Annotated in this window: 16 protein-coding genes; 6 read left to right on the forward strand and 10 right to left on the reverse strand. The window is 52.3% G+C overall.

Annotated elements, in window-relative coordinates; genetic code table 11:
* Positions 1 to 11 precede the first annotated feature (11 nt).
* Entirely contained in the window at positions 12 to 920 is a 909-nt protein-coding gene (gene rarD, locus HZS79_RS03260) for an EamA family transporter RarD (protein WP_179927016.1), read from the forward strand.
* Here rarD and HZS79_RS03265 read toward each other — a convergent pair.
* Complete coding sequence (locus HZS79_RS03265; RefSeq protein WP_162217257.1) at positions 891 to 2,543, reverse strand: methyl-accepting chemotaxis protein; 1,653 nt, start codon at positions 2,541 to 2,543, stop codon at positions 891 to 893. The two genes, rarD and HZS79_RS03265, sit on opposite strands and share 30 nt — an antisense overlap.
* A gap of 233 nt (positions 2,544 to 2,776) precedes the next feature.
* On the opposite strand from HZS79_RS03265, the gene HZS79_RS03270 reads away from it, so the two are divergent.
* The 5 genes from HZS79_RS03270 (at position 2,777) to HZS79_RS03290 (ending at position 8,044) form a co-directional block, all read left to right on the forward strand.
* Positions 2,777 to 4,486, forward strand: coding sequence for a SulP family inorganic anion transporter (locus tag HZS79_RS03270; RefSeq protein ID WP_162217256.1), 1,710 nt, complete (start codon positions 2,777 to 2,779; stop codon positions 4,484 to 4,486).
* Between the two features lie 75 nt (positions 4,487 to 4,561).
* On the forward strand, positions 4,562 to 5,677 hold the full coding sequence (locus HZS79_RS03275) for an MlaE family ABC transporter permease (protein ID WP_162217255.1): 1,116 nt from the start codon (positions 4,562 to 4,564) through the stop codon (positions 5,675 to 5,677).
* Entirely contained in the window at positions 5,671 to 6,489 is an 819-nt protein-coding gene (locus tag HZS79_RS03280) for an ABC transporter ATP-binding protein (RefSeq protein WP_162217254.1), read from the forward strand. The genes HZS79_RS03275 and HZS79_RS03280 overlap by 7 nt, the downstream gene beginning before the upstream one ends.
* 8 nt (positions 6,490 to 6,497) lie before the next feature.
* Entirely contained in the window at positions 6,498 to 7,439 is a 942-nt protein-coding gene (locus HZS79_RS03285; protein ID WP_162217253.1) for an MlaD family protein, read from the forward strand.
* Positions 7,436 to 8,044, forward strand: a complete 609-nt coding sequence (locus HZS79_RS03290; protein ID WP_179927017.1) for an ABC-type transport auxiliary lipoprotein family protein — start codon at positions 7,436 to 7,438, stop codon at positions 8,042 to 8,044. Before HZS79_RS03285 ends, HZS79_RS03290 begins: the two co-directional genes overlap by 4 nt.
* An 18-nt stretch (positions 8,045 to 8,062) precedes the next feature.
* On the opposite strand, the gene HZS79_RS03295 is transcribed toward HZS79_RS03290, so the two are convergent.
* The 9 genes from HZS79_RS03295 to cysS form a co-directional block, all read right to left on the reverse strand.
* Positions 8,063 to 9,925, reverse strand: a complete 1,863-nt coding sequence (locus tag HZS79_RS03295; RefSeq protein ID WP_179927018.1) for a protein kinase domain-containing protein — start codon at positions 9,923 to 9,925, stop codon at positions 8,063 to 8,065.
* Positions 9,926 to 9,948: 23 nt separating this feature from the next.
* Entirely contained in the window at positions 9,949 to 11,208 is a 1,260-nt protein-coding gene (locus HZS79_RS03300) for a 2-oxo acid dehydrogenase subunit E2 (RefSeq protein ID WP_179927019.1), read from the reverse strand.
* A 17-nt stretch (positions 11,209 to 11,225) separates the two neighbouring features.
* A complete protein-coding gene (locus tag HZS79_RS03305; RefSeq protein WP_162217249.1) occupies positions 11,226 to 12,203 on the reverse strand; it encodes an alpha-ketoacid dehydrogenase subunit beta in 978 nt (325 codons plus the stop codon).
* Position 12,204: 1 nt separating this feature from the next.
* Positions 12,205 to 13,407 carry a thiamine pyrophosphate-dependent dehydrogenase E1 component subunit alpha gene (locus HZS79_RS03310; RefSeq protein ID WP_179927020.1) on the reverse strand — a complete coding sequence of 401 codons (1,203 nt, stop codon included), beginning with the start codon at positions 13,405 to 13,407 and terminating at the stop codon, positions 12,205 to 12,207.
* Between the two features lie 163 nt (positions 13,408 to 13,570).
* Positions 13,571 to 14,293: an ABC transporter permease gene (locus tag HZS79_RS03315; RefSeq protein ID WP_371829561.1), complete on the reverse strand. Its 723-nt coding sequence runs from the start codon at positions 14,291 to 14,293 to the stop codon at positions 13,571 to 13,573.
* 43 nt (positions 14,294 to 14,336) lie between these two features.
* A complete protein-coding gene (locus HZS79_RS03320; RefSeq protein WP_162217247.1) occupies positions 14,337 to 15,302 on the reverse strand; it encodes an ABC transporter ATP-binding protein in 966 nt (321 codons plus the stop codon).
* On the reverse strand, positions 15,302 to 16,498 hold the full coding sequence (locus HZS79_RS03325) for an ABC transporter permease (protein ID WP_179927021.1): 1,197 nt from the start codon (positions 16,496 to 16,498) through the stop codon (positions 15,302 to 15,304). The genes HZS79_RS03320 and HZS79_RS03325 overlap by 1 nt, the downstream gene beginning before the upstream one ends.
* 3 nt (positions 16,499 to 16,501) lie before the next feature.
* A complete protein-coding gene (osmF, locus tag HZS79_RS03330) occupies positions 16,502 to 17,410 on the reverse strand; it encodes a glycine betaine ABC transporter substrate-binding protein OsmF (RefSeq protein ID WP_162217245.1) in 909 nt (302 codons plus the stop codon).
* A 129-nt stretch (positions 17,411 to 17,539) separates the two neighbouring features.
* Entirely contained in the window at positions 17,540 to 18,940 is a 1,401-nt protein-coding gene (gene cysS / locus HZS79_RS03335) for a cysteine--tRNA ligase (protein ID WP_162217244.1), read from the reverse strand.
* Position 18,941: the final 1 nt, after the last annotated feature.

The raw sequence follows: 18,941 nt of genomic DNA on the forward strand, positions 1-18,941 counted from the left end.
ATGAGGCTGCTATGCTTTCATCCACACCAAAGGATCCTGAAGCAGTCAAAGGCGTCATGTTCGGTTTAACTGCCTACACCATGTGGGGCTGTTTTCCGCTATTTTTCGCCCTGTTTGACGGCGTTCCTGCCTTTGAAGTGCTAACTCACCGGATTTTGTGGTCGTGCCTATTTTTGGTGGGCTTAATCAGCCTTCTACGCCGATGGCAGCCGGTGGTCGCAGCACTTGTCGAGCCTAAACGCTTGGGGCGCGTACTCGCCTGCGCTTTATTGATTGCCTTTAACTGGGGTCTTTATATCTACGCTGTCGAAAGCAAACAGGTATTGCAAGCCAGTTTAGGCTACTTCTTGACCCCATTGGTCAACGTGGCATTGGGAGTGCTGGTGCTGCGAGAAGTCATGACGCGTCTTCAGTTGGTTGCCCTTGGCTTAGCGAGTTTAGCGATTGCGATACAGTTCGTCATGCTGGGAGAGTTACCCTGGATTAGTCTGTTGCTGGCACTTAGTTTTGGTAGCTATGGACTGTTTCGCAAACAAGTCCCCCTTGATGGGCTATCGGGCTTGTTTGTAGAAACGCTACTACTGCTTCCTTTGGCATTAATGGCGCTTACTTGGCTAAATTGGCAGGGCGAATCTCACTTTATCCATAATGTACCAATGAGCGCATTATTAGTGGTGAGCGGCGTGCTAACGGCACTGCCGCTGATGGCTTTTGCTGGGGCCGCACGACGCTTACGGCTGGCCACGCTGGGGTTTCTGATGTACATCAACCCCAGTATTCAATTCCTAATTGCGATAGCCATTTTTGGGGAGCCACTGGGTATTATCCAACTAGCTACGTTTATCATGATTTGGACTGGCTTAGCGCTCTACTCCTGGTCCTCTTGGCAATCACGCCCGCGCCAAACGGCGACTCTTTGAGACGGATACCGCTTGTTTCTCAAGGGTCACAACCGTGGTATGAGTCGCTTTTTCGGGCTGATAGCCAACGCGAAAGCCTCCCCAGTGCCTACCATTAATATAAATGGGTACTGAAAGATCATGCATGATTTCGCCAGTGTCACGCTTATAAGTTTGCAGCAGCAAAGGGCTCTCATGAGCACCACAACGGCTACCCGTTGGGTCGCTGAAAATACGCTTACTACGGCAGTACGCTAAATCATGATCATAGTCGCCGGTGGGCTCACGACTAACGGCAGCATTATGAGTGGGAACATAGCCGTTGCGGTCACAGGCAATGGCATAACTCAATCCATGCTCAGTAAGCAAAGGTTCTTGAAGGCTAGGCAGCTGTTGGTCAGTGAACGTATCAAAACCGGTGTGATAAAGCGGTGGCCGTGTTCCTGGCATGGTCACGTAATCAGGCTGGAAAAGAGCTGTTTCTGACAACTCCCCGCTGGCTATCGCTTTTTCAAACAGTTTCCCAATGCGATCGGCAGCTTGGCGAGCTGCGCTAAACACATGCTGATGACGACCTTGCAGACGCTGCTGCGCCAGCTCGCCATCAACCCCTTCGGCGGCTTCCATCAACGCGCGTGCCTGTTGGGCTAAATCACGCATATCGCAATTGCCTTCATCTACATCATCTTCAAGCTGACGTAAGCTCTCGGCAACTGTCTGGCTATGTGCTTTAGTGCTTTCCATTGCTTCTGCGACGCTGGTAATTTCCTGCTCAACTTGGTCGAACTGCCCCGTCATGGTGGCTAGGCTACTGCCTACTTGCTGCATCCCCTGAGAACGCTCACGGATACGATTCATAAGCGTCCCCATGGTGCCAACAACACTCTGGCCGCTTTGATGCATATCTTTTACAAGCTCATCGACATTTTGAGTCGCCGTCGATGTTTTGAGTGCCAGATTTCGCACCTCTCCCGCGACAACCGCGAACCCCCGTCCATGCTCTCCCGCTCGCGCAGCTTCAATTGAAGCATTGAGTGACAACAGGTGGGTTTGTTCAGCAATATCTTCAATCATTGAGGTGACATTACGTACGCGCTCGATTTTATCGTTTAATGCGGTCAGCATATCGAGCGCCTGATTAGAGCGTTCGGCAACATCGCTCATATCATTGATGATATCGGCCAACTCAGCATGATTTTGGTGGCTTGCCTTGCGGGCGCTTTCAGCAAGTGAAGCAACCTGTGAAGCACTGACGCTTACCTGCATAATGGCCGCATTAATGGCACTCATACTCGACGAGGCATCACTGGCCATGGTTTCCTGCTTGGTAAGTCGCTGAGCCATAAGGTCGGCATAATGTGACACTTCTGCCGAGGCAATGGCCGTGCTGCTTGCGCGGTTCATTAGCCGATAAGCCATCGCCCGAAGAGAACCGTAGTCACGAATTGCTTTTACGCCGTTAATGCCTCGTATCAAACGGCTCTGATCCGCTGCATATACTTTATTAAGGGCATTGAGTATCAAGGTCGCTCCTGCCAAGGTAGCGAGAAGCAGTGAGATATAAGGAAGTGCACCAGGTTGAGACACCATCCAGGCAGAAACGCCTAGTACTGCCAGAGGTACTAACAGCCGAAGTAGTTGCATGTAGGGGATACTCTTTTTATTTGGCGTTATTGAGCAGTGGGTCAAGATTGATCAAAAGAGCCAAAAGCCACTTTCACGCCAGCTTAACGGGTTATCCTAATGAATGAAGTAGCACTTTGGGGGGAGAACCACTATTTGTTTGAAAGTAAAGCACCATTGGCCACACAACGCGGTAAACTGGCCGTTTAAGACAGACGGGTTGATGGAAAGGATGAGGCTAACGCCAGGAGCTTATGTTTAAGCGCTATTTCCCAATTCTGACATGGCTGCCCCATTATCATAAGCGTCTATTGGGCGCTGATGTACTGGCTGGATTAATCGTGACGGTGATGGTTATCCCGCAGTCGCTGGCCTACGCCCTACTGGCGGGATTACCTGCCGTCGTTGGTTTGTATGCCAGCATTTTGCCGCAGCTAATGTATACCTTGTTAGGTACCAGCCGAACCCTGGCCGTGGGGCCAGTGGCGATCATTGCATTAATGACCGGCGCAGCACTCTCGTCGGTCGCCGCTCCCGGCAGCCCTGACTACCTGCAAGCGGCGTTGGTGCTTTCGCTGCTATCTGGGGGCATATTGGTAGCCATGGGCGCGTTGAGAATGGGCTTTTTTAGCAATTTCTTAAGCCACCCCGTTATTTCTGGCTTTTTAACAGCCTCGGGGATTCTTATTGCGGTCAGTCAGCTGGGTAGCCTGATGGGCGTCTCAAGCAGTGGTTTTACTCTGGTAGAGCGTGTCATGACGCTACTGCCTAACTTATCCTCTTTTAATCCCTACACCGTGGTTATTGGTGCTGGCACGCTGTTTTTTCTTGTCGCAATGCGGCGCTACGGTAAAAAGAGCCTGCGCGCTATCGGCTTACCAACGCCCTTTGCGGACTTAATCACCAAGGCAGGCCCCGTCTTTGCGGTAGTTGTCACCACGCTTGCCACCTGGCACTGGCAACTGGCTGACGACGGTGTTGCCGTTGTTGGTACTATTCCAAGTGGCCTACCAGCGTTGAGCTTTCCATGGGTAGATGCATCACTGTGGCGAGCGCTACTAATACCAGCGCTGTTAATTAGTTTAGTCGGGTTTGTTGAGTCAGTATCTATGGGGCAAATGCTAGCGGCAAAACGGCGCCAACGTATTTCACCTAACCAAGAGTTGATTGGTTTGGGCACAGCCAATCTCGCAGCAGGGTTTACCAGCGGCATGCCCGTTACCGGCGGCCTCTCGCGTACCGTTATTAACTATGACGCGGGTGCACAAACGCCTGCCGCTGGCGCTTTTGCAGCATTAGGGATTGCACTGGTGACAATGGCCTTTACCGGCTGGCTTTTTTACTTACCAATCGCCACACTGGCCGCAACCATTACCGTGTCTATTCTGACACTGGTGGATATTCCCATGCTCAGGCAAACGTGGCACTACTCCCGCAGTGACTTTGCCGCCATGGCCGTGACGATTCTGTTGACACTGGTTGAAGGAATAGAGGCCGGCATTATTGGTGGTGTCGTGCTTTCTATCGCACTATTTTTATATCGCACCAGCCGACCTCATAGCGCCCTAGTAGGCCGTGTGCCAGATACAGAGCATTTTCGTAACATAGAGCGTCACGACGTGGAAACAGTGAGCCATGCAGCACTTCTGCGCATTGATGAGAGCCTCTATTTCGCCAATGCTCGTTACTTGGAAGATACCGTTTACAACTTAGTGGCCAGCCGCCCTGAGCTAGAGCATGTGGTGCTGATTTGTTCAGCCGTAAACTTGATTGATGCGTCCGCACTGGAGAGCCTTGATGCTATCAATGCTCGCTTAAAAGATTCCGATGTGAAGCTACACTTAGCGGAGGTGAAGGGACCAGTGATGGATCAGCTCAAAAAGAGTGATTTCCTGGATGCACTGACTGGGCGTGTTTTTCTAAGCACTTACGCGGCGTGGAGAGAGTTTTCAAAAGCGGGCTAATTCAGCTTTAACTAACGCTCGTTTGAATGCATCATTACAACTTCGCTGTATCGTCTCAAACGACAAGGAGCACGGATGCAAAGCGAGTGGATAACGCAAGAAAGTGGCCACGTGTCACTTCACGGCGAGTGGACGCTTCGTTATTACCGTGACATCAAGGGTACGTTGCGCCAGCTGGGTAGTATTTCATCAAGCAACAGGCTGACGCTGAGCGGCTTTAAACGACTAGATACCGCAGGTGCGACGCTTATCGTTGAGCTTATTGGCGTCAAAAAGGCCAAACAGGTGTCCGAATGGGCGGCTGATCTGCCTAAAGAACAGCTGGCGTTACTGGTGCGCATTGCAGAAGCAATGGAAGAACCTCTCGATGTAGCGCCTGCCTCCCCACATCGTGTTACCGATGCACTAGCCACCGTTGGCCAACAGGTAGCTGCATTATGGGAACAACAGCGCCAGCTGCTTGGCTTTGTGGGATTAGTTTTGGCGACGCTGTTTTCTTTACTATTTCGCCCTCACCGTTGGCGAATCACCGCAACGGTGGCTCATGTTCAACAGAGCGGACTGAATGCCGTCCCTATTGTTGCTCTACTGACCTTCATGGTGGGTGCAGTTGTCGCCTTTCTAGGAGCTACGGTCCTAAAAGACTTCGGCGCCACGATATACACCATTGACCTAGTTGCCTTTTCATTTCTACGCGAATTTGGCGTGTTATTGGCGGCTATTTTACTAGCAGGCCGAACAGCGAGTGCCTTTACCGCACAGTTAGGTGCCATGAAGTCCAATGAAGAGATTGATGCTTTGCAAGCACAAGGTCTGGATCCCATTGAGCTGCTGGTTCTTCCCCGTGTTATGGCCATGTTGATCAGCCTGCCGCTGCTAGCTTTCGTAGGTATGCTAAGCGGCTTAGTAGGGGGTGCCATGGTGGCAACGCTATCGCTGGATATTTCCATCACCCAGTTTATAGCGACGCTGCAAAAAGATGTTTCCGTTACTCATTTTCTGGTAGGCCTTAGTAAAGCGCCCGTATTTGCTTTTGTGATTGCTGTTATTGGTTGCCTTGAGGGTTTCAAGGTGAGCGGTAGCGCGCAATCCGTTGGTGCTCATACCACTTCTAGCGTCGTGCAATCGATTTTTATGGTGATTCTGATCGATGCCCTGGCCGCCCTATTCTTTATGGAGATGGGATGGTGACGACAACGCACTCTCAATCTGAACAACACGATCAGCCCGTCATCCAGGTTCAAGGGCTAGTCAATAGCTTTGGTCCTGTTGTTGTCCATGAAGCCCTCGACTTAACCTTAAAACGCGGGGAAATTCTTGGTGTCGTGGGCGGCTCGGGAACCGGCAAGTCCGTACTGCTACGCAGCATTGTTGGTTTGAAGCGCCCAAATGGCGGCACTATCGATGTGCTGGGCTCTCGCCTTAACGAGTTAAATGAACAGCAACGTAGCCAAGTCGAACGCCGTTTTGGCGTATTGTTCCAACGTGGAGCCTTATTTAGCTCACTGAATTTACAGGAGAATGTCGCCCTGCCGTTGATTGAGCACGCTAAGCTACCCAGAGAGGACGCTGAATATCTTGCGCGTATCAAACTTTCGCTCGTTGGGCTACCAGCTAAAGCAGCGCTGCAGTTTCCAGAATCGCTCTCAGGCGGCATGGTGAAGCGTGCAGCCCTGGCCCGCGCCCTCGCGCTTGATCCGGATATTTTGTTTCTGGATGAACCTACGGCAGGCCTTGACCCTATCGGCGCTGCGGCATTCGATCAGCTACTGGTGACACTGCGTGATGCGCTGGGGTTTAGCGTTTTTTTGGTCACCCACGATCTTGACACGCTTTACGCCGCCTGCGACCGAGTTGCGGTACTTTCGCAAAAGCGGGTATTGGTAACTGACACCCTTGAAAATGTCGCTAAAACCGACGACGCATGGGTTCAGGAATACTTTAACGGCCCCCGTGGACGTGCTGCTAAACATTCTGTCGCCTCAACGATTAGCAAGGAGTAACCGCACATATGGAAACGCGCGCGCACCATATTTTGATCGGCCTATTTACCCTATTAACAGCGGTGGCGGCACTCTTATTTGCACTTTGGATGAACTACGCATCTGGAGAGCGTGACTACCAACCCTATCGCATCCTATTTGAACGTAGCGTTAGTGGTTTATCCGTGGGTAGTAGAGTGAAATATAATGGTATCGAGGTCGGTGATGTCACCGATCTGGTGCTTAACCCCGATGACCCCCGCCAGGTAATCGTGAGCATTCAGGTCGACCAAAGTGCACCAATTAAAACAGATACTCGCGCCAAGCTAGCGTTCGCCAGCATTACAGGAAGTATGTCGGTGCAATTGTATGGTGGCACGCCCGATAGTCCACGCCTCTTAGATCAAACCAGTGATGATGTTCCGTTTATTCTCGCTGACCCTTCCCCCATTGCCACCCTGTTTGATGAAGGGGAGACAATGATCCAAAACATCAACTCCATTTTGCAAAACGTTAATGAATTATTTGACGATAGCAACCGCGAGCAAGCAGGCAATATTCTCACGAATATTGTAAAAATCACTGACATGATCGCCTCACAACAAAGCGCACTCGACGAAAACATGATGCTGTTTGGTGACGTATCGCGCCAAGCAACAGCAACACTTGAAAGTATCGATACGCTTACCCAGGAAGCCAGTCAACTGCTGCAGCAGGACGGTAAGCAAGTTATGCGCAGCGCTGAAAGTGCCAGTCGCAGTGTCGCAAGCGCCGCCCAACGTATGGAGCAGTTAATCAACGATAATGCGGCGGCCGTGGATGGCACGCTGCAAGGTGCACAAGATATCGCCCCCGCGATATCGGCACTTCGCTCAACCCTGACCAATCTTGATCGAATTACTCGCCAGCTCGAAGAGAGCCCGGCAGACTTTTTCCTAGGCCGCGACAAGGTAGAGGAGTTCCGCCCATGAACCTGCGCCCCACACTTGCCCTAACGGCTATCGCCCTTTTATTGGGAGCGGGTTGCACCATACTGCCTCAAGGTGAACCCGCAACACTCTATCGCCTACCCGCGTCGACTCAGTCACCGACATCCCTTGCTTCTGCCCCCCTTCCCTTACGTCTGGGCGTAGCAGCTCCTGAAGCGGGTCACTTGCTGGGAAGCAACCGCATTGTGGTATACCCAGAACGCAATGTGGTTAATGTATACGAAGGTGCTCGCTGGTATGACGATGCCCCCGACTTACTGCAAACACGTTTAATTTCAGGGCTTCAGCAGTTCCAGCTATTTGCCAACGTGGGCAGCGACCGTTTACCCAGCGATGTGGTGTTGCTCAGCGAACTGCGCCATTTTCAGAGTGAATATGACAACATTCCCCCCAGCGTTAACGTGCAGCTAGACGTTCAGTTGGTCGGTGCGCAGAGTCGTAAGCCGATAACCGCTAACAGCTTTGCTACCCGAGTACAGGCAAGCAGTGTCGATATCCCAGATGTCGTCGATGCGTTCGGTCGCGCCAGCGATGCGCTCACCGAGCAGTTGGCTGCGTGGCTGGAAGGGCAAGCAAGCGACTTATAGGCCGCTTAAAGAGGTAAGTCAGGAACCCACTACTTTGCTGATTTGCTGTTTTCTCAGGTAATCACGGGGGTCTTTAGGATAGTAGTGCTCTGGCTGGCGCTCTAGGTGGGTAAAAAATCGCGTGTCTTTGTACGGCATTTTCATAAACCCAGAGACACCCAAGCCCTCTATCTGGTTAACAGAGGCCAGCACACGAGACAGTAGCGCCCGAAACTCTGGCTCCCGACTGGGATCAAGCAGCCGATAGTAACTATGAATTTTGAGGTGTTTGGGCAGCGCCTCAAAAATAATCATGCCCGTATGATGAATTTCATTAAGTCGCTGCAAAAGCTGCATAATGGTATCTGGCAATACCAATAGCTCTTCTGGGTCGGGGCCATCTTCAAAATAGCTATGCTGCCGCGTGCGATCCTCCATTTCTGGCACCACACTCAGCTCGTAATCAATGGTCGTGCTAGGCTCACATAAAAAGGAGTCCTCCACACTTGCGCGTTCTAAGTGCAGCGTTTGACGCGCATTAAATAAGCAGCTTTTGAACACCCCCTGGCGATGAATAGCACGTGCTAAATGCACCATATTATTGACCGCTTGAATAAACGCCGGTTTTAACGCTGGGTCATACAGGTTAAGCGATGAATCGATATACACGCCCTCCCGCTCCCAACGAACGGCTAAGCCACCAACAACTGGATATTTTCCCAAACGGCTAACCGATGCTAGAAAGGCTTTTTCAGTCTCACCCATGCCCTGCATAAATTGCTTGTAATAGCGATCTAGCTGCACATCATTAACATCATTCAGTGTCTCTTCGGCGTTGGCTTCACGCAGAAAAGCCTTCCGTGAGCTGTACACAACTGTGTCAATTTCTTGACGCTCGGGGCGCCCCCATACCGGCACCAGCGGCACTTGTGGTACGACAGGTAAATCTAACATCACCAACTTCGCCATACGGGGCATCGCCTGTAAAAAATGATCGCCCGCTTTGCGTCGTACATGAGGGTCAGGGTCCAACATGCCATCCAGCGTTCGGGCAAACTCCAGCGGTAATCCTAAGGAACTCGCCGGAATCGCACGATGCCCAAAACGGCAAGATTGCGCGGATGCCAATGCATACAGCGTGCCCGCTGCTCCTTGCTCGTCGAAACGAGGCGATGATAGCGCCCCATTCAGCTGATCTTCGCCAATAAAGTACACATCGCCCAATCGCGCGTTGGTTTGCTGCAGATTATCGGACATCAGCTCCATCACATTTGCCCCAACAAACTGTAGCTTTTCATCTAATTGAGCAAACACAGACGAGCCCCAGTCAATCAGTGCAATGGACTCGGTCTCGGGGTCAAATACAAGGTTGGAAGGTTTGATATCACCATGCACAACAGGGCGCGCATTGGGCCCTGACTCTCGGCGTAGCGTCAGCAGAATATCAGCTAACTGGTCAGCAATATGGACCACTAACCGTGGGGAAAGACGCCCTTCTTCAAGCGAGACCTGTTCTAGGTTCCAGCCCGGCGCACGCTCCATCACCAGAATCGACTGCCCTCGGGAGCGCTGATAAGCCACCAGCTTCGGAATACGTGGATGGGAAACCTGATCGAGCATAAACGCCTCTTCTTCAAGGCGCTCTTGTAAATGTGTGGGCAGCGTAATACGTGAAAACTTGAAGACATAATGGGTCGGTGTGCCTTGGTGTGGCGCACTTCCCGCAAACACAAAGCCATAGGCACCTTTACCGATCAGCTCAATCCCCGTGTAGCCTAGCTGGGCAAGTTGCGCCTGGCACAGCGCTACCCAGTCTTTAAGCTTACGGGCATCGTGATGGCTCAGCAGATATACCGACTGCTCTTCTGGTATATAGAACTGCTGAAGCGGTGCCTGAGACATTTCTCATTCCTTATTAGCCAACCCTAGCCCAAGTGCAGCAACATGGTTTCAGGCGCTTCTAGAAAGCCTTTCCAGGCATTGCAGAAGCGGGCAATGGTACCGCCATCAATAAAGCGGTGATCCCCCGCCCAGGTAATGGTCATGATCGCCCGTCGCTGAACTTCACCCTGCTCGTCAAAGCGGGGTAACCACTGAGTTTTACCGATGGCGACGATGGCGGCTTCCGGCGCGTTAATGATAGGCGCTGCATACGTTCCACCCAGTGCACCAATGTTAGAGATACTGATGGTGCCACCTTTGAGATCAGCCTGGTCGACACGCCCTTCGCGCGCCGCTATGGTTAATCGCCCTACTTCACGGGCAATGTCTAGTAACGTTAGACGCTCAACACTTTTCACATTGGGCACTAACAGACCTGCTTTACTATCCACTGCCATACCAATATTGCAATGAGGATAATAGTGCAGTTCATTTGCTTCCGCGTTTAGCTGGGCGTTGATAATCGGTGCCTCAGCAACGGCTAGCGCCATCGCTTTCATAAAGAATGGCATCAACGTTAATCGCTCACCTTGAGCCTCTACCCGCGGTTTTAGGCGCTCACGCAGCGCCAGCAGCTCAGTGACATCAATCTCTTCGCCATAGTGAAAATGCGGGATGGAGCTGGCTGACTCCACCATTTTTTTCGCCATCACTGCACGCACACCGCGGAGCGGCTCAACCCGTGGCGACTCAGCACCTTGCGTTGCTGGCATGGCTGGTGTGGCGGTATGAACCGAGGCGGTAACAGGCTGTTTTAGGTGCGCCAGCACGTCTTCCTTAAGCACTCGACCTTCTTTACCACTGCCTGCAATGTCCGTTAATTCAAGCTGATGCTCACGGACAAGACGGCGCACGGCTGGGCTGGCTGGCACCTTACCACGGCTCGCTCCCGTAGTAGCGTTAGTCGCCACGGGGGTTGGCTCCGCCGGTGTCCCAGTGGCTGAGTTAGCCACCGCTGACGACTGAGATTCGCTGTTGGGGGGCGTCGCGTCCGGTTCTGCTGTTTCATTTTCTGCCTGGTAGGCATACAGCGCTGCGTGAACCTTGGCAATTTGCCCCTGGGCAACATACAGTTTGGTCACAACGCCAGCTTCAGGAGCAGTAATTTCAACCAGCGCTTTGTCGGTCATGACCTCAACAATTGGCTGATCTTCTTCGATACGATCGCCTTCCGCGACACGCCACTCCACCACTTCGCACTCGACAATACCTTCGCCGATATCCGGCAGCATAAAATCGCTCATTGTTCTTCTCCCTGGCGCTAAAAGTTAACGCTTTCGCGAATCGCTTCAAAAATTTTCAGGTGATCGGGCAGATACTCTTTTTCCAGCACTAGCGGGAAAGGCGTATCCAACCCCGTTACCCGAGTAATCGGCGATTCCAGATAGAGAAAACAACGCTCTTGAATAGTCGCAGCGATCTCACCCGCAAAGCCACCCGTTAACGGTGCTTCGTGACTAACGACCAGACGCCCTGTTTTGAGGACAGACTCCGCAACGGTATCTGCATCCCAAGGCAGTAGCGTACGCAGGTCGATGACTTCACAGGCAATACCTTGCTCTTCCGCAAGCTCGACAGCTTTACCAATCACTTCCATTTGCGCACCCCAACCCACCAGGGTGATATCAGTCCCTTCTTTAACCACCTCGGCCTCACCGATCGGTAGTTGGTAATCCTCTTGGGGTACATCACCCACCGAAGCCCGATAGAGCCGCTTAGGCTCCAGGAACAGCACTGGGTCTGGATCGCGAATTGCGGCCAGTAACAAGCCTTTGGCTTGATACGGGTTACGCGGCACGACCACTTTTAAGCCTGGCGTGTGCGTAAAGTAAGCTTCTGGCGACTGCGAGTGATAAAGGCCACCCGCAATACCGCCGCCATAGGGCGTTCGGATGGTTAAACCACCGACATTGAATAAATCCCCCGAGCGATAGCGGAACTTCGCAGATTCGTTAACAATTTGGTCAAAGGCGGGGAAGATGTAGTCAGCAAACTGTATTTCAGCAACCGGTACCGAGCCTTGGGCAGCCAGCCCATTGGCAAAGCCAATGATGCCTTGCTCTACCAGCGGCGTGTTAAAGCAGCGTGCTTTACCATACTTTTCCTGTAAATGGCTGGTGGCACGGAAAACACCGCCAAAAACACCCACATCTTCACCAAAACAGGTCACCTTTTCATCTTCAGCCATGGCGATATCAAGCGCATTGTTGATCGCCTGGAGCATGTTCATAGTGGGCATATTACTCCTCCCCCTGGGAGTCTGTGGACGTGTTCACCTCAAGGTCTAGCGACCGCGCGCCACGCGGGTATGCCTCTGGGTAACGGCGAATGTGGCGCTTGAGCGTGTCGTATTGACGCTGTAGCTCTGGGGTTATATCGGCATAGACATCGGTAATCAGCGAATCCAAAGGGGGCGGTGAGCGCTTTTCTGCCCTTTTCATGGTCTCCAACACTTCACGACGCAGCGTTTCCTGCTGACTAGCTTCTTCCTCGTCACTCCACCAGCCTTTTTTAGTTAGCCACTTTTGCATACGCAGTATGGGGTCTTTTAAGCGCCATGCTTCTTCCTCACTTTTGGCCCGGTAGCCAGAAGGATCATCAGAAGAAGAGTGGGCAGCAAGCCGGTAAGACATCGCTTCAATTAACACCGGCTGATTTTGGTCAACGGCAATTTTGCGGGCTTGGCGTGTCGCTTCAAAGACCGCCAGTGCATCGTTACCGTCGACACGTATAACGTGCATATGGTAGCCAAAGGCTCTGGGGGCAATACCATCGGCGGCAAACTGCTCAGTGGATGGCGTAGAAATAGCATAACCGTTGTTACGGCAGAAAAAGATTACCGGCACTTGATGCACCGACGCCATATTCAGCGCTGCATGGAAGTCACCTTCAGACGCGGCCCCCTCGCCGAAAAATGTCAGCGTGCAGTGCCCATCAGCGGCTAACTTTTGGCCATAAGCATAGCCAGTTGCCTGGGGAATCTGCGTTGCAAGCGGGGAGGAAATGGTCATGTAGTGCAGCTTACGTGAGCCATAGTGAATCGGCATTTGACGGCCTTTGCCATAGTCCAGCTCGTTGCCGAACAGCTGATTCATAAACTCATCGATGGAGAATCCGCGATACATTAATGCGCCTTGTTCGCGGTATTGCGCCATGATCATATCGGCATCGTCAAGCGCAGCGGCTGCACCAACAACGGCGGCCTCTTCACCCGTGCTTTGCATATAGAAACTGAGCCGACCCTGGCGTTGGGCGGCCATCATGCGCTCATCTAAGATACGGGTGGCCAGCATGGCTTGATAAAGCCGGCGGGCATGGTCACGTGTCAGATCTGGCTCGTTAGCCCCTTCGTAAAGCTCACCCTCGGAATCGAGCAAGCTGAACGTCGCTATCGAGAACTCGTCGCCGGTCATAAAGAGCGGCTGATGTGCATACTGTGTCATCTTTATTATCCTTGTATTACCCCTTTTGAGGGCAGTGTTGTTGGTGTTGACCATTTTTGCCAGTGGATTTATCTAGCATAGGCCAAGCACGTCGAGGTTCGTGTAACCTCGATCAACGCAACACAAGGACAGTAACGCAGTACGCTACTTTTAGGGATACAACTTAAGACGAAGAGAGACGCAGATCGAGCCGCTGTTGCAACGCATCGAATAGGCTATCCACGGCCAAGGCAAGCAAGGCAATTAGCAGTGCACCTTGCAGAACGTAGGCCATATTGCCATTCACAATGCCCGCGATGATGGGATCCCCCAGGTTGCTGGCGCCTACTGTCGCTCCCAATGCGGCCGTTGCGATATTAATCGTCACCGAGGTACGAACGCCGGCCAAAATCACTGGGGTCGCTAGCGGCAGCTCAACACGGCGTAATACCTGCCAGGGTGTCATCCCCATGGCTAGCGCTGCCTGTTTGATACTGGCATCAACATCCTTTAGTCCTGCTAGGGTGTTACGTACAATGGGCAGCAGGCCGTAGAGCAGCAATGCGACGATAATGGGCAATGTGCCGAAGCCTAAAACGGGCACCGCCAACGCCAATACAGCGACTGGCGGGAAGGTTTGGCCCAGCGAGGCAACTTGGCCAACGAGCGGTAAAAAATCGCGCCCCCACTGACGCGTGACGGCAATACCCGCGAGTACGCCCAGGCTTATCGTCACAATGGCGGCCACCCCAACTACGAATACGTGTCTACCCAACAACGTGTAAAACTCTGCACGCGAATAAATCACTTGTCGTGCATTGGGCTCAACCCAACGAAAGATAGCGTCTAAATATGGCATACCTAGTACGCTGATTAGCAATAATAGCGCCCAACAGGCCGGCCGCATCCACTGCGGTTTAACGCCTACTTGCTGGCTGCGATGCACGCTACTACGCATCACGGTGACTTACCTTATCAACCCGAGCCTCTTTCACTATCTTACGCAGTGACAGCTCACCAATGGGCATATCCTGCTGGTCGACAACGGTGAGCCTATCGCAGTGGTCACGTAGCATCATGGAAAGCGCCTGGCGTAACGAGAAATCAGCAGGAATCCTCGCTTGGGCAGGCAGTGACTGACCGAGCGATGTCATGTGATCTTTCACACGTGTCAGTGCTGCCTGTTTTAGGCCACGCTCTAACCCACCCAGTAGCGACTCAACAAACGGATCGTTAGGATGCTGAAGCAGCGCCAGCGGCGTTCCCTGCTGAACAATGCGCCCTTCTCGCATAACGACTAAATGATCAGCAAGTTTGAGCGCCTCATCCATATCGTGGGTCACGAAGACCACCGTTTTATGTAGCCGAGCCTGCAACTTTGCTAGCTCGTCTTGAAGCTTTTCTCGGGTAATGGGATCTAGCGCACCAAAGGGCTCATCCATTAGCAAAATATCGGGGTCTGCCGCCAGTGCTCTGGCAACACCGACACGCTGTGCCTGGCCACCAGAAAGTTGATGCGGATATTTATGGGCAAACTCCTCTACGGGCAGGCCCAATAAATGCATCAGCTCATTGACTCGCGTTGTCACATCATTCGATGACCACTTGAGTAGACGCGGCACTAGGCCAATATTGCGTGCCACCGTCCAGTGCGGAAACAACCCTGTACTTTGGATGACATACCCGATACGGCGGCGCAGTTTAACCGGGTTATATTGCTCGACCAGCTGTCCATCAAGGATGATGTCACCGCTGCTGTGTGCAATCAGACGATTGATCATGCGCAGCGTGGTGGATTTGCCACAGCCAGACGACCCCACCAGTGCGCAGAACTTTCCTTTCGCAACATGCAAGGATATGTCGTCGACCGCTGTATCTTCTCCAAAGCGCTTCGACACATGGGAAAGCTCTATCATTAATGTCCTCCGGGGCGTAGCACGTCGGCTAATGCCCCCAAACTAGCATCTACAATAAGTGCCAAGACCAAAATAGGCAGCGCGCCAAGTAGCACCATGTCCATGGCCGCTTGGCCCAATCCTTGAAAAATAAACGTGCCTAGCCCACCTGCCCCAATCAACGCGGCAACTGCCGTTAATCCAATGGCTTGCACGGTCGTGATCCGCACACCTTCTAACAGTATCGGCAGCGCCAAGGGAAACCTTACTTGCCAAAAGCGCTGGCTTGCGCGCATTCCCATTGCCTTGGCGGCTTCTAAGGTATCTGGACTCACCTCTTCCAGCGCAATATACGTATTGCGCACCATAGGAAGTAGGCTGTAAGCAATCAGCGCTATTAGTGCAGGCGTTGTGCCGATACCGCTCACCCCCATCTCAGCCAAGAGCGGTACATTAGCCGCCAGCCAGGCAAGCGGCGCAAGCAATAAACCGAACAGCGCTAAACTGGGAATCGTTTGTAAGAAGTTGAGCAGTGCAAACGACACTTTTTGCAGCCGCCTGTAACGCCGCATCAACATTGCCAGTATCAGACCTGCCACCACGCTAACGCTGACCGCGGTGCTAACCAGCGCTATATGCTGCACCAGGGCACGATAAAACTGTTGATCACGCGCCTGAAATTCCTGTACGAGTGCCAGGTTCTCAAGCCACTGAGACGCACAGACCAGCCACGCACCCACTACGATGCCGAGTAGCAATGTCGTCCAGAGTCGTGATAAGCCTAAGCGCAGACGCAGCTCAACTAAACACAACATAAGTAAGAAGAGCACTGTCCAATACGCCGCTCCAATGCCTAAACGCGCTTGCGGTAAATCCGCAGCAATCAGCCAATGACCTGCCACCATCAGGCCAAAAGGCATTAATAGTAGTGCGAGTGTGACAATGCCTAACTGCGCATAGTAATGCGTTCGACTTGGCGCAATCGCCAAGCCGCCTATTGCAAGAAACAGTAAGGTGACAAGCAGTCCTCCTGGCCAGCCAATAGCAGCCACCAAGCCATACGACTCCCCAGCGACGATTCGATTTGGCGCGACGCTAACGGGGCTAAGCAACCACGAAGCCGCCAGCATAAAGGCACTCAAACACAACAGTACTGTGTTTGAGTGCCAGCGTTGAGCGTGAAATTTAGGTGATGGCAAGGCGTCTATCAGAGACATTAATCAGTCGCCCAAACCATCAAGATAGTCGCGCGCTACTTGGTCTGGAGAGAAACCATTCACCGCCACATCGGCGTTTAAGGTTTGCAGAGTAACGAGGTCAAGGGTTGTAAATACATCATTGAGGAGTGATTCGATTTGCGGGTAGGCCTCAAGCACGCCTGCCCGCACGACTGGCGCGGGCTGATAAACCGGCTGTACACCTTTAGAGTCCTCAAGCACCACCAAGCCGAGGGCACTGAGACCACCATCTGTTCCGTAGGTCATCGCGCTGTTTACGCCGCTCGTTTGCTGAGCAGCAGCTCGCATGGTGGCCGCCGTGTTACCGCCGGAAAGCACTAGCAATTGATCATCACTAAGCTCGAAACCATAGGCGTCTTGAAACGCCGGTAACGCCTGATCAGACTCTACAAATTCAGCGCTCGCTGCAAATTTAAACTCGCCCCCCTCCGCTAAATACGCGGCGAGGTCTTCAAGGGTTTTTAAACCGTTGGCTGTCGCCACATCTTCCCGAACACTCATGGCCCACGTATTGTTGGCACTGGCAGGCTGAAGCCATATCAGCCCTTGCTCTGCGTCACGCTCACGCACGGCCTGGTAAGCATCCTCTGCGCTATTCCAAACAGGGCTATCGGTCATGTCAAAGAAGAAAGCGCCGTTACCAGTGTACTCTGGATAAAGGTCAACCTCTCCAGCCACGAGTGCACTGCGCACAACGCTGGTGCCTCCCAACTGAAGCCGGTCTTCAGTTGGCACGCCTCCACGCTCTAGCGTTTGAATGATGAGTTCACCTAATACAGATCCTTCTGTATCAATTTTGGATGACACCACCACCGGATCATTGGCCTGAGCTGAGCTAAAAGCAATCGCTGATAGGCAGGCGACAATCATTGGTTTCATTATAAAGCGCATGTTGGTCGTCCTTTTATTTGGCGTTTTGAAAGTGTCACATCAGTATAAGCGCCAACAACGTTGACGCCAGACGCCGTGTTAACGGCATCTGGCATACTAAAAAACGTGACTGACTTTAACGACGCGCGCTCAGAGGGCTTCAATTACCCAGGTTGTCCCCTCGCGGGAATCCTTTAGGATAATGCCCATGCTCGCTAGTTCATCTCGAATAGCATCCGCCTGAGCAAAATCTTTACTCGCTTTCGCTTCCTTACGCTGCGCTATTTTTGCTTCAATTTCAGCGTCGCTAAGCGCCACCTGCTGCTGAGCCCCCTTCAAAAAGGTTGGTGGGGCTTGTTGCAGAAGCCCTAACACGTTTGCTAAGCGCTTTAACTCCGCAGCCAAATGCTGTGCTTTCTCAGGTGATTCGCTCTTAGCGCGATTGAGATCCCGCGCCAAGTCGAACAATACTGCCAACGCCTCGGGCGTATTGAAGTCATCATCCATCGCTGTCGCAAAACGTTCAGCATAGCCTGCGGTTTCACTGGTATCACTAGGGACACTCGACGACGCTTGGACGCCCTCCAAGGCCGTATAAAAACGCGTCAAGGATTTGCGCGCCTCATGGAGAGAATCCACTGAGTAGTTAATTGGGCTGCGGTAGTGGCTAGCCACTAGCAAGTAACGCACCACTTCCGGATCATGCTCAGCCAATACATCTCGAATGGTAAAAAAGTTACCCAGCGATTTTGACATCTTCTCCTGGTTAACCCTCACCGCCCCAGCATGCATCCAGGTGTTGACGTAGGTTTTGCCCGTCGCTGCCTCTGATTGAGCAATTTCGTTCTCATGATGAGGGAACGTAAGATCAGGACCACCACCATGAATATCGAAGGTATCACCTAAGCAGCACGTCGACATGGCAGAGCACTCAATATGCCATCCTGGGCGACCATCTCCCCAAGGCGAGGACCACGAAGCCTCACCAGGTTTTGCCGCTTTCCAGAGCACAAAGTCGAGCGGGTCTTCTTTATGAATATCGACCTCAACCCGTGCGCCGGAACGCATATCATCAAGCTGACGATTATTAAGCTTGCCGTAATCAGCGAACTTACGAACGCGGTAATACACATCACCATTACTCGCTGCATAGGCAAAGCCTTTTTCAATCAGCGTTTCAATCATGGTAATGATATCGTCAATATGCCCTGTCGCTCGGGGCTCAAGACTTGGCGGCAAAACGCTCAGACGCGCTTCATCCTCATGCATTGCCTGAATCATGCGCTCGGTGAGTACACTGATTGCTTCACCATTTTCTTCAGCTCGCTTGAGGATTTTATCGTCTATATCCGTGATGTTACGTACGTACGTCACATCAAAACCACGATGACGTAGATAGCGTGTAATAACATCAAAGGACACCATGACCCGCGCATGGCCAAGGTGACAGTAGTCATACACCGTCATGCCGCAGACATACATGCTGACTTTACCCGGCACCAGCGGGGTAAACGGTTCTTTGCGACGTGTCAGCGTATTATAAATGTGCATA

It is taken from the genome of Vreelandella zhaodongensis (assembly GCF_013415115.1).
Taxonomy (GTDB): Bacteria; Pseudomonadota; Gammaproteobacteria; order Pseudomonadales; family Halomonadaceae; genus Vreelandella; species Vreelandella zhaodongensis.

Bases quoted from the DNA above. Each gene is read 5' to 3' on its own strand.
- HZS79_RS03315 (WP_371829561.1), bottom strand. From the start codon at position 14,293: ATGCGGCCGGCCTGTTGGGCGCTATTATTGCTAATCAGCGTACTAGGT.
- HZS79_RS03305 (WP_162217249.1), bottom strand. From the start codon at position 12,203: ATGCCCACTATGAACATGCTCCAGGCGATCAACAATGCGCTTGATATC.
- HZS79_RS03265 (WP_162217257.1), bottom strand. From the start codon at position 2,543: ATGCAACTACTTCGGCTGTTAGTACCTCTGGCAGTACTAGGCGTTTCT.
- HZS79_RS03320 (WP_162217247.1), bottom strand. From the start codon at position 15,302: ATGATAGAGCTTTCCCATGTGTCGAAGCGCTTTGGAGAAGATACAGCG.
- cysS (WP_162217244.1), bottom strand. From the start codon at position 18,940: ATGCACATTTATAATACGCTGACACGTCGCAAAGAACCGTTTACCCCG.
- HZS79_RS03290 (WP_179927017.1), top strand. From the start codon at position 7,436: ATGAACCTGCGCCCCACACTTGCCCTAACGGCTATCGCCCTTTTATTG.
- HZS79_RS03310 (WP_179927020.1), bottom strand. From the start codon at position 13,407: ATGACACAGTATGCACATCAGCCGCTCTTTATGACCGGCGACGAGTTC.
- HZS79_RS03285 (WP_162217253.1), top strand. From the start codon at position 6,498: ATGGAAACGCGCGCGCACCATATTTTGATCGGCCTATTTACCCTATTA.
- HZS79_RS03275 (WP_162217255.1), top strand. From the start codon at position 4,562: ATGCAAAGCGAGTGGATAACGCAAGAAAGTGGCCACGTGTCACTTCAC.
- HZS79_RS03300 (WP_179927019.1), bottom strand. From the start codon at position 11,208: ATGAGCGATTTTATGCTGCCGGATATCGGCGAAGGTATTGTCGAGTGC.
- HZS79_RS03270 (WP_162217256.1), top strand. From the start codon at position 2,777: ATGTTTAAGCGCTATTTCCCAATTCTGACATGGCTGCCCCATTATCAT.
- HZS79_RS03295 (WP_179927018.1), bottom strand. From the start codon at position 9,925: ATGTCTCAGGCACCGCTTCAGCAGTTCTATATACCAGAAGAGCAGTCG.
- HZS79_RS03325 (WP_179927021.1), bottom strand. From the start codon at position 16,498: ATGTCTCTGATAGACGCCTTGCCATCACCTAAATTTCACGCTCAACGC.
- HZS79_RS03280 (WP_162217254.1), top strand. From the start codon at position 5,671: ATGGTGACGACAACGCACTCTCAATCTGAACAACACGATCAGCCCGTC.
- rarD (WP_179927016.1), top strand. From the start codon at position 12: ATGCTTTCATCCACACCAAAGGATCCTGAAGCAGTCAAAGGCGTCATG.
- osmF (WP_162217245.1), bottom strand. From the start codon at position 17,410: ATGCGCTTTATAATGAAACCAATGATTGTCGCCTGCCTATCAGCGATT.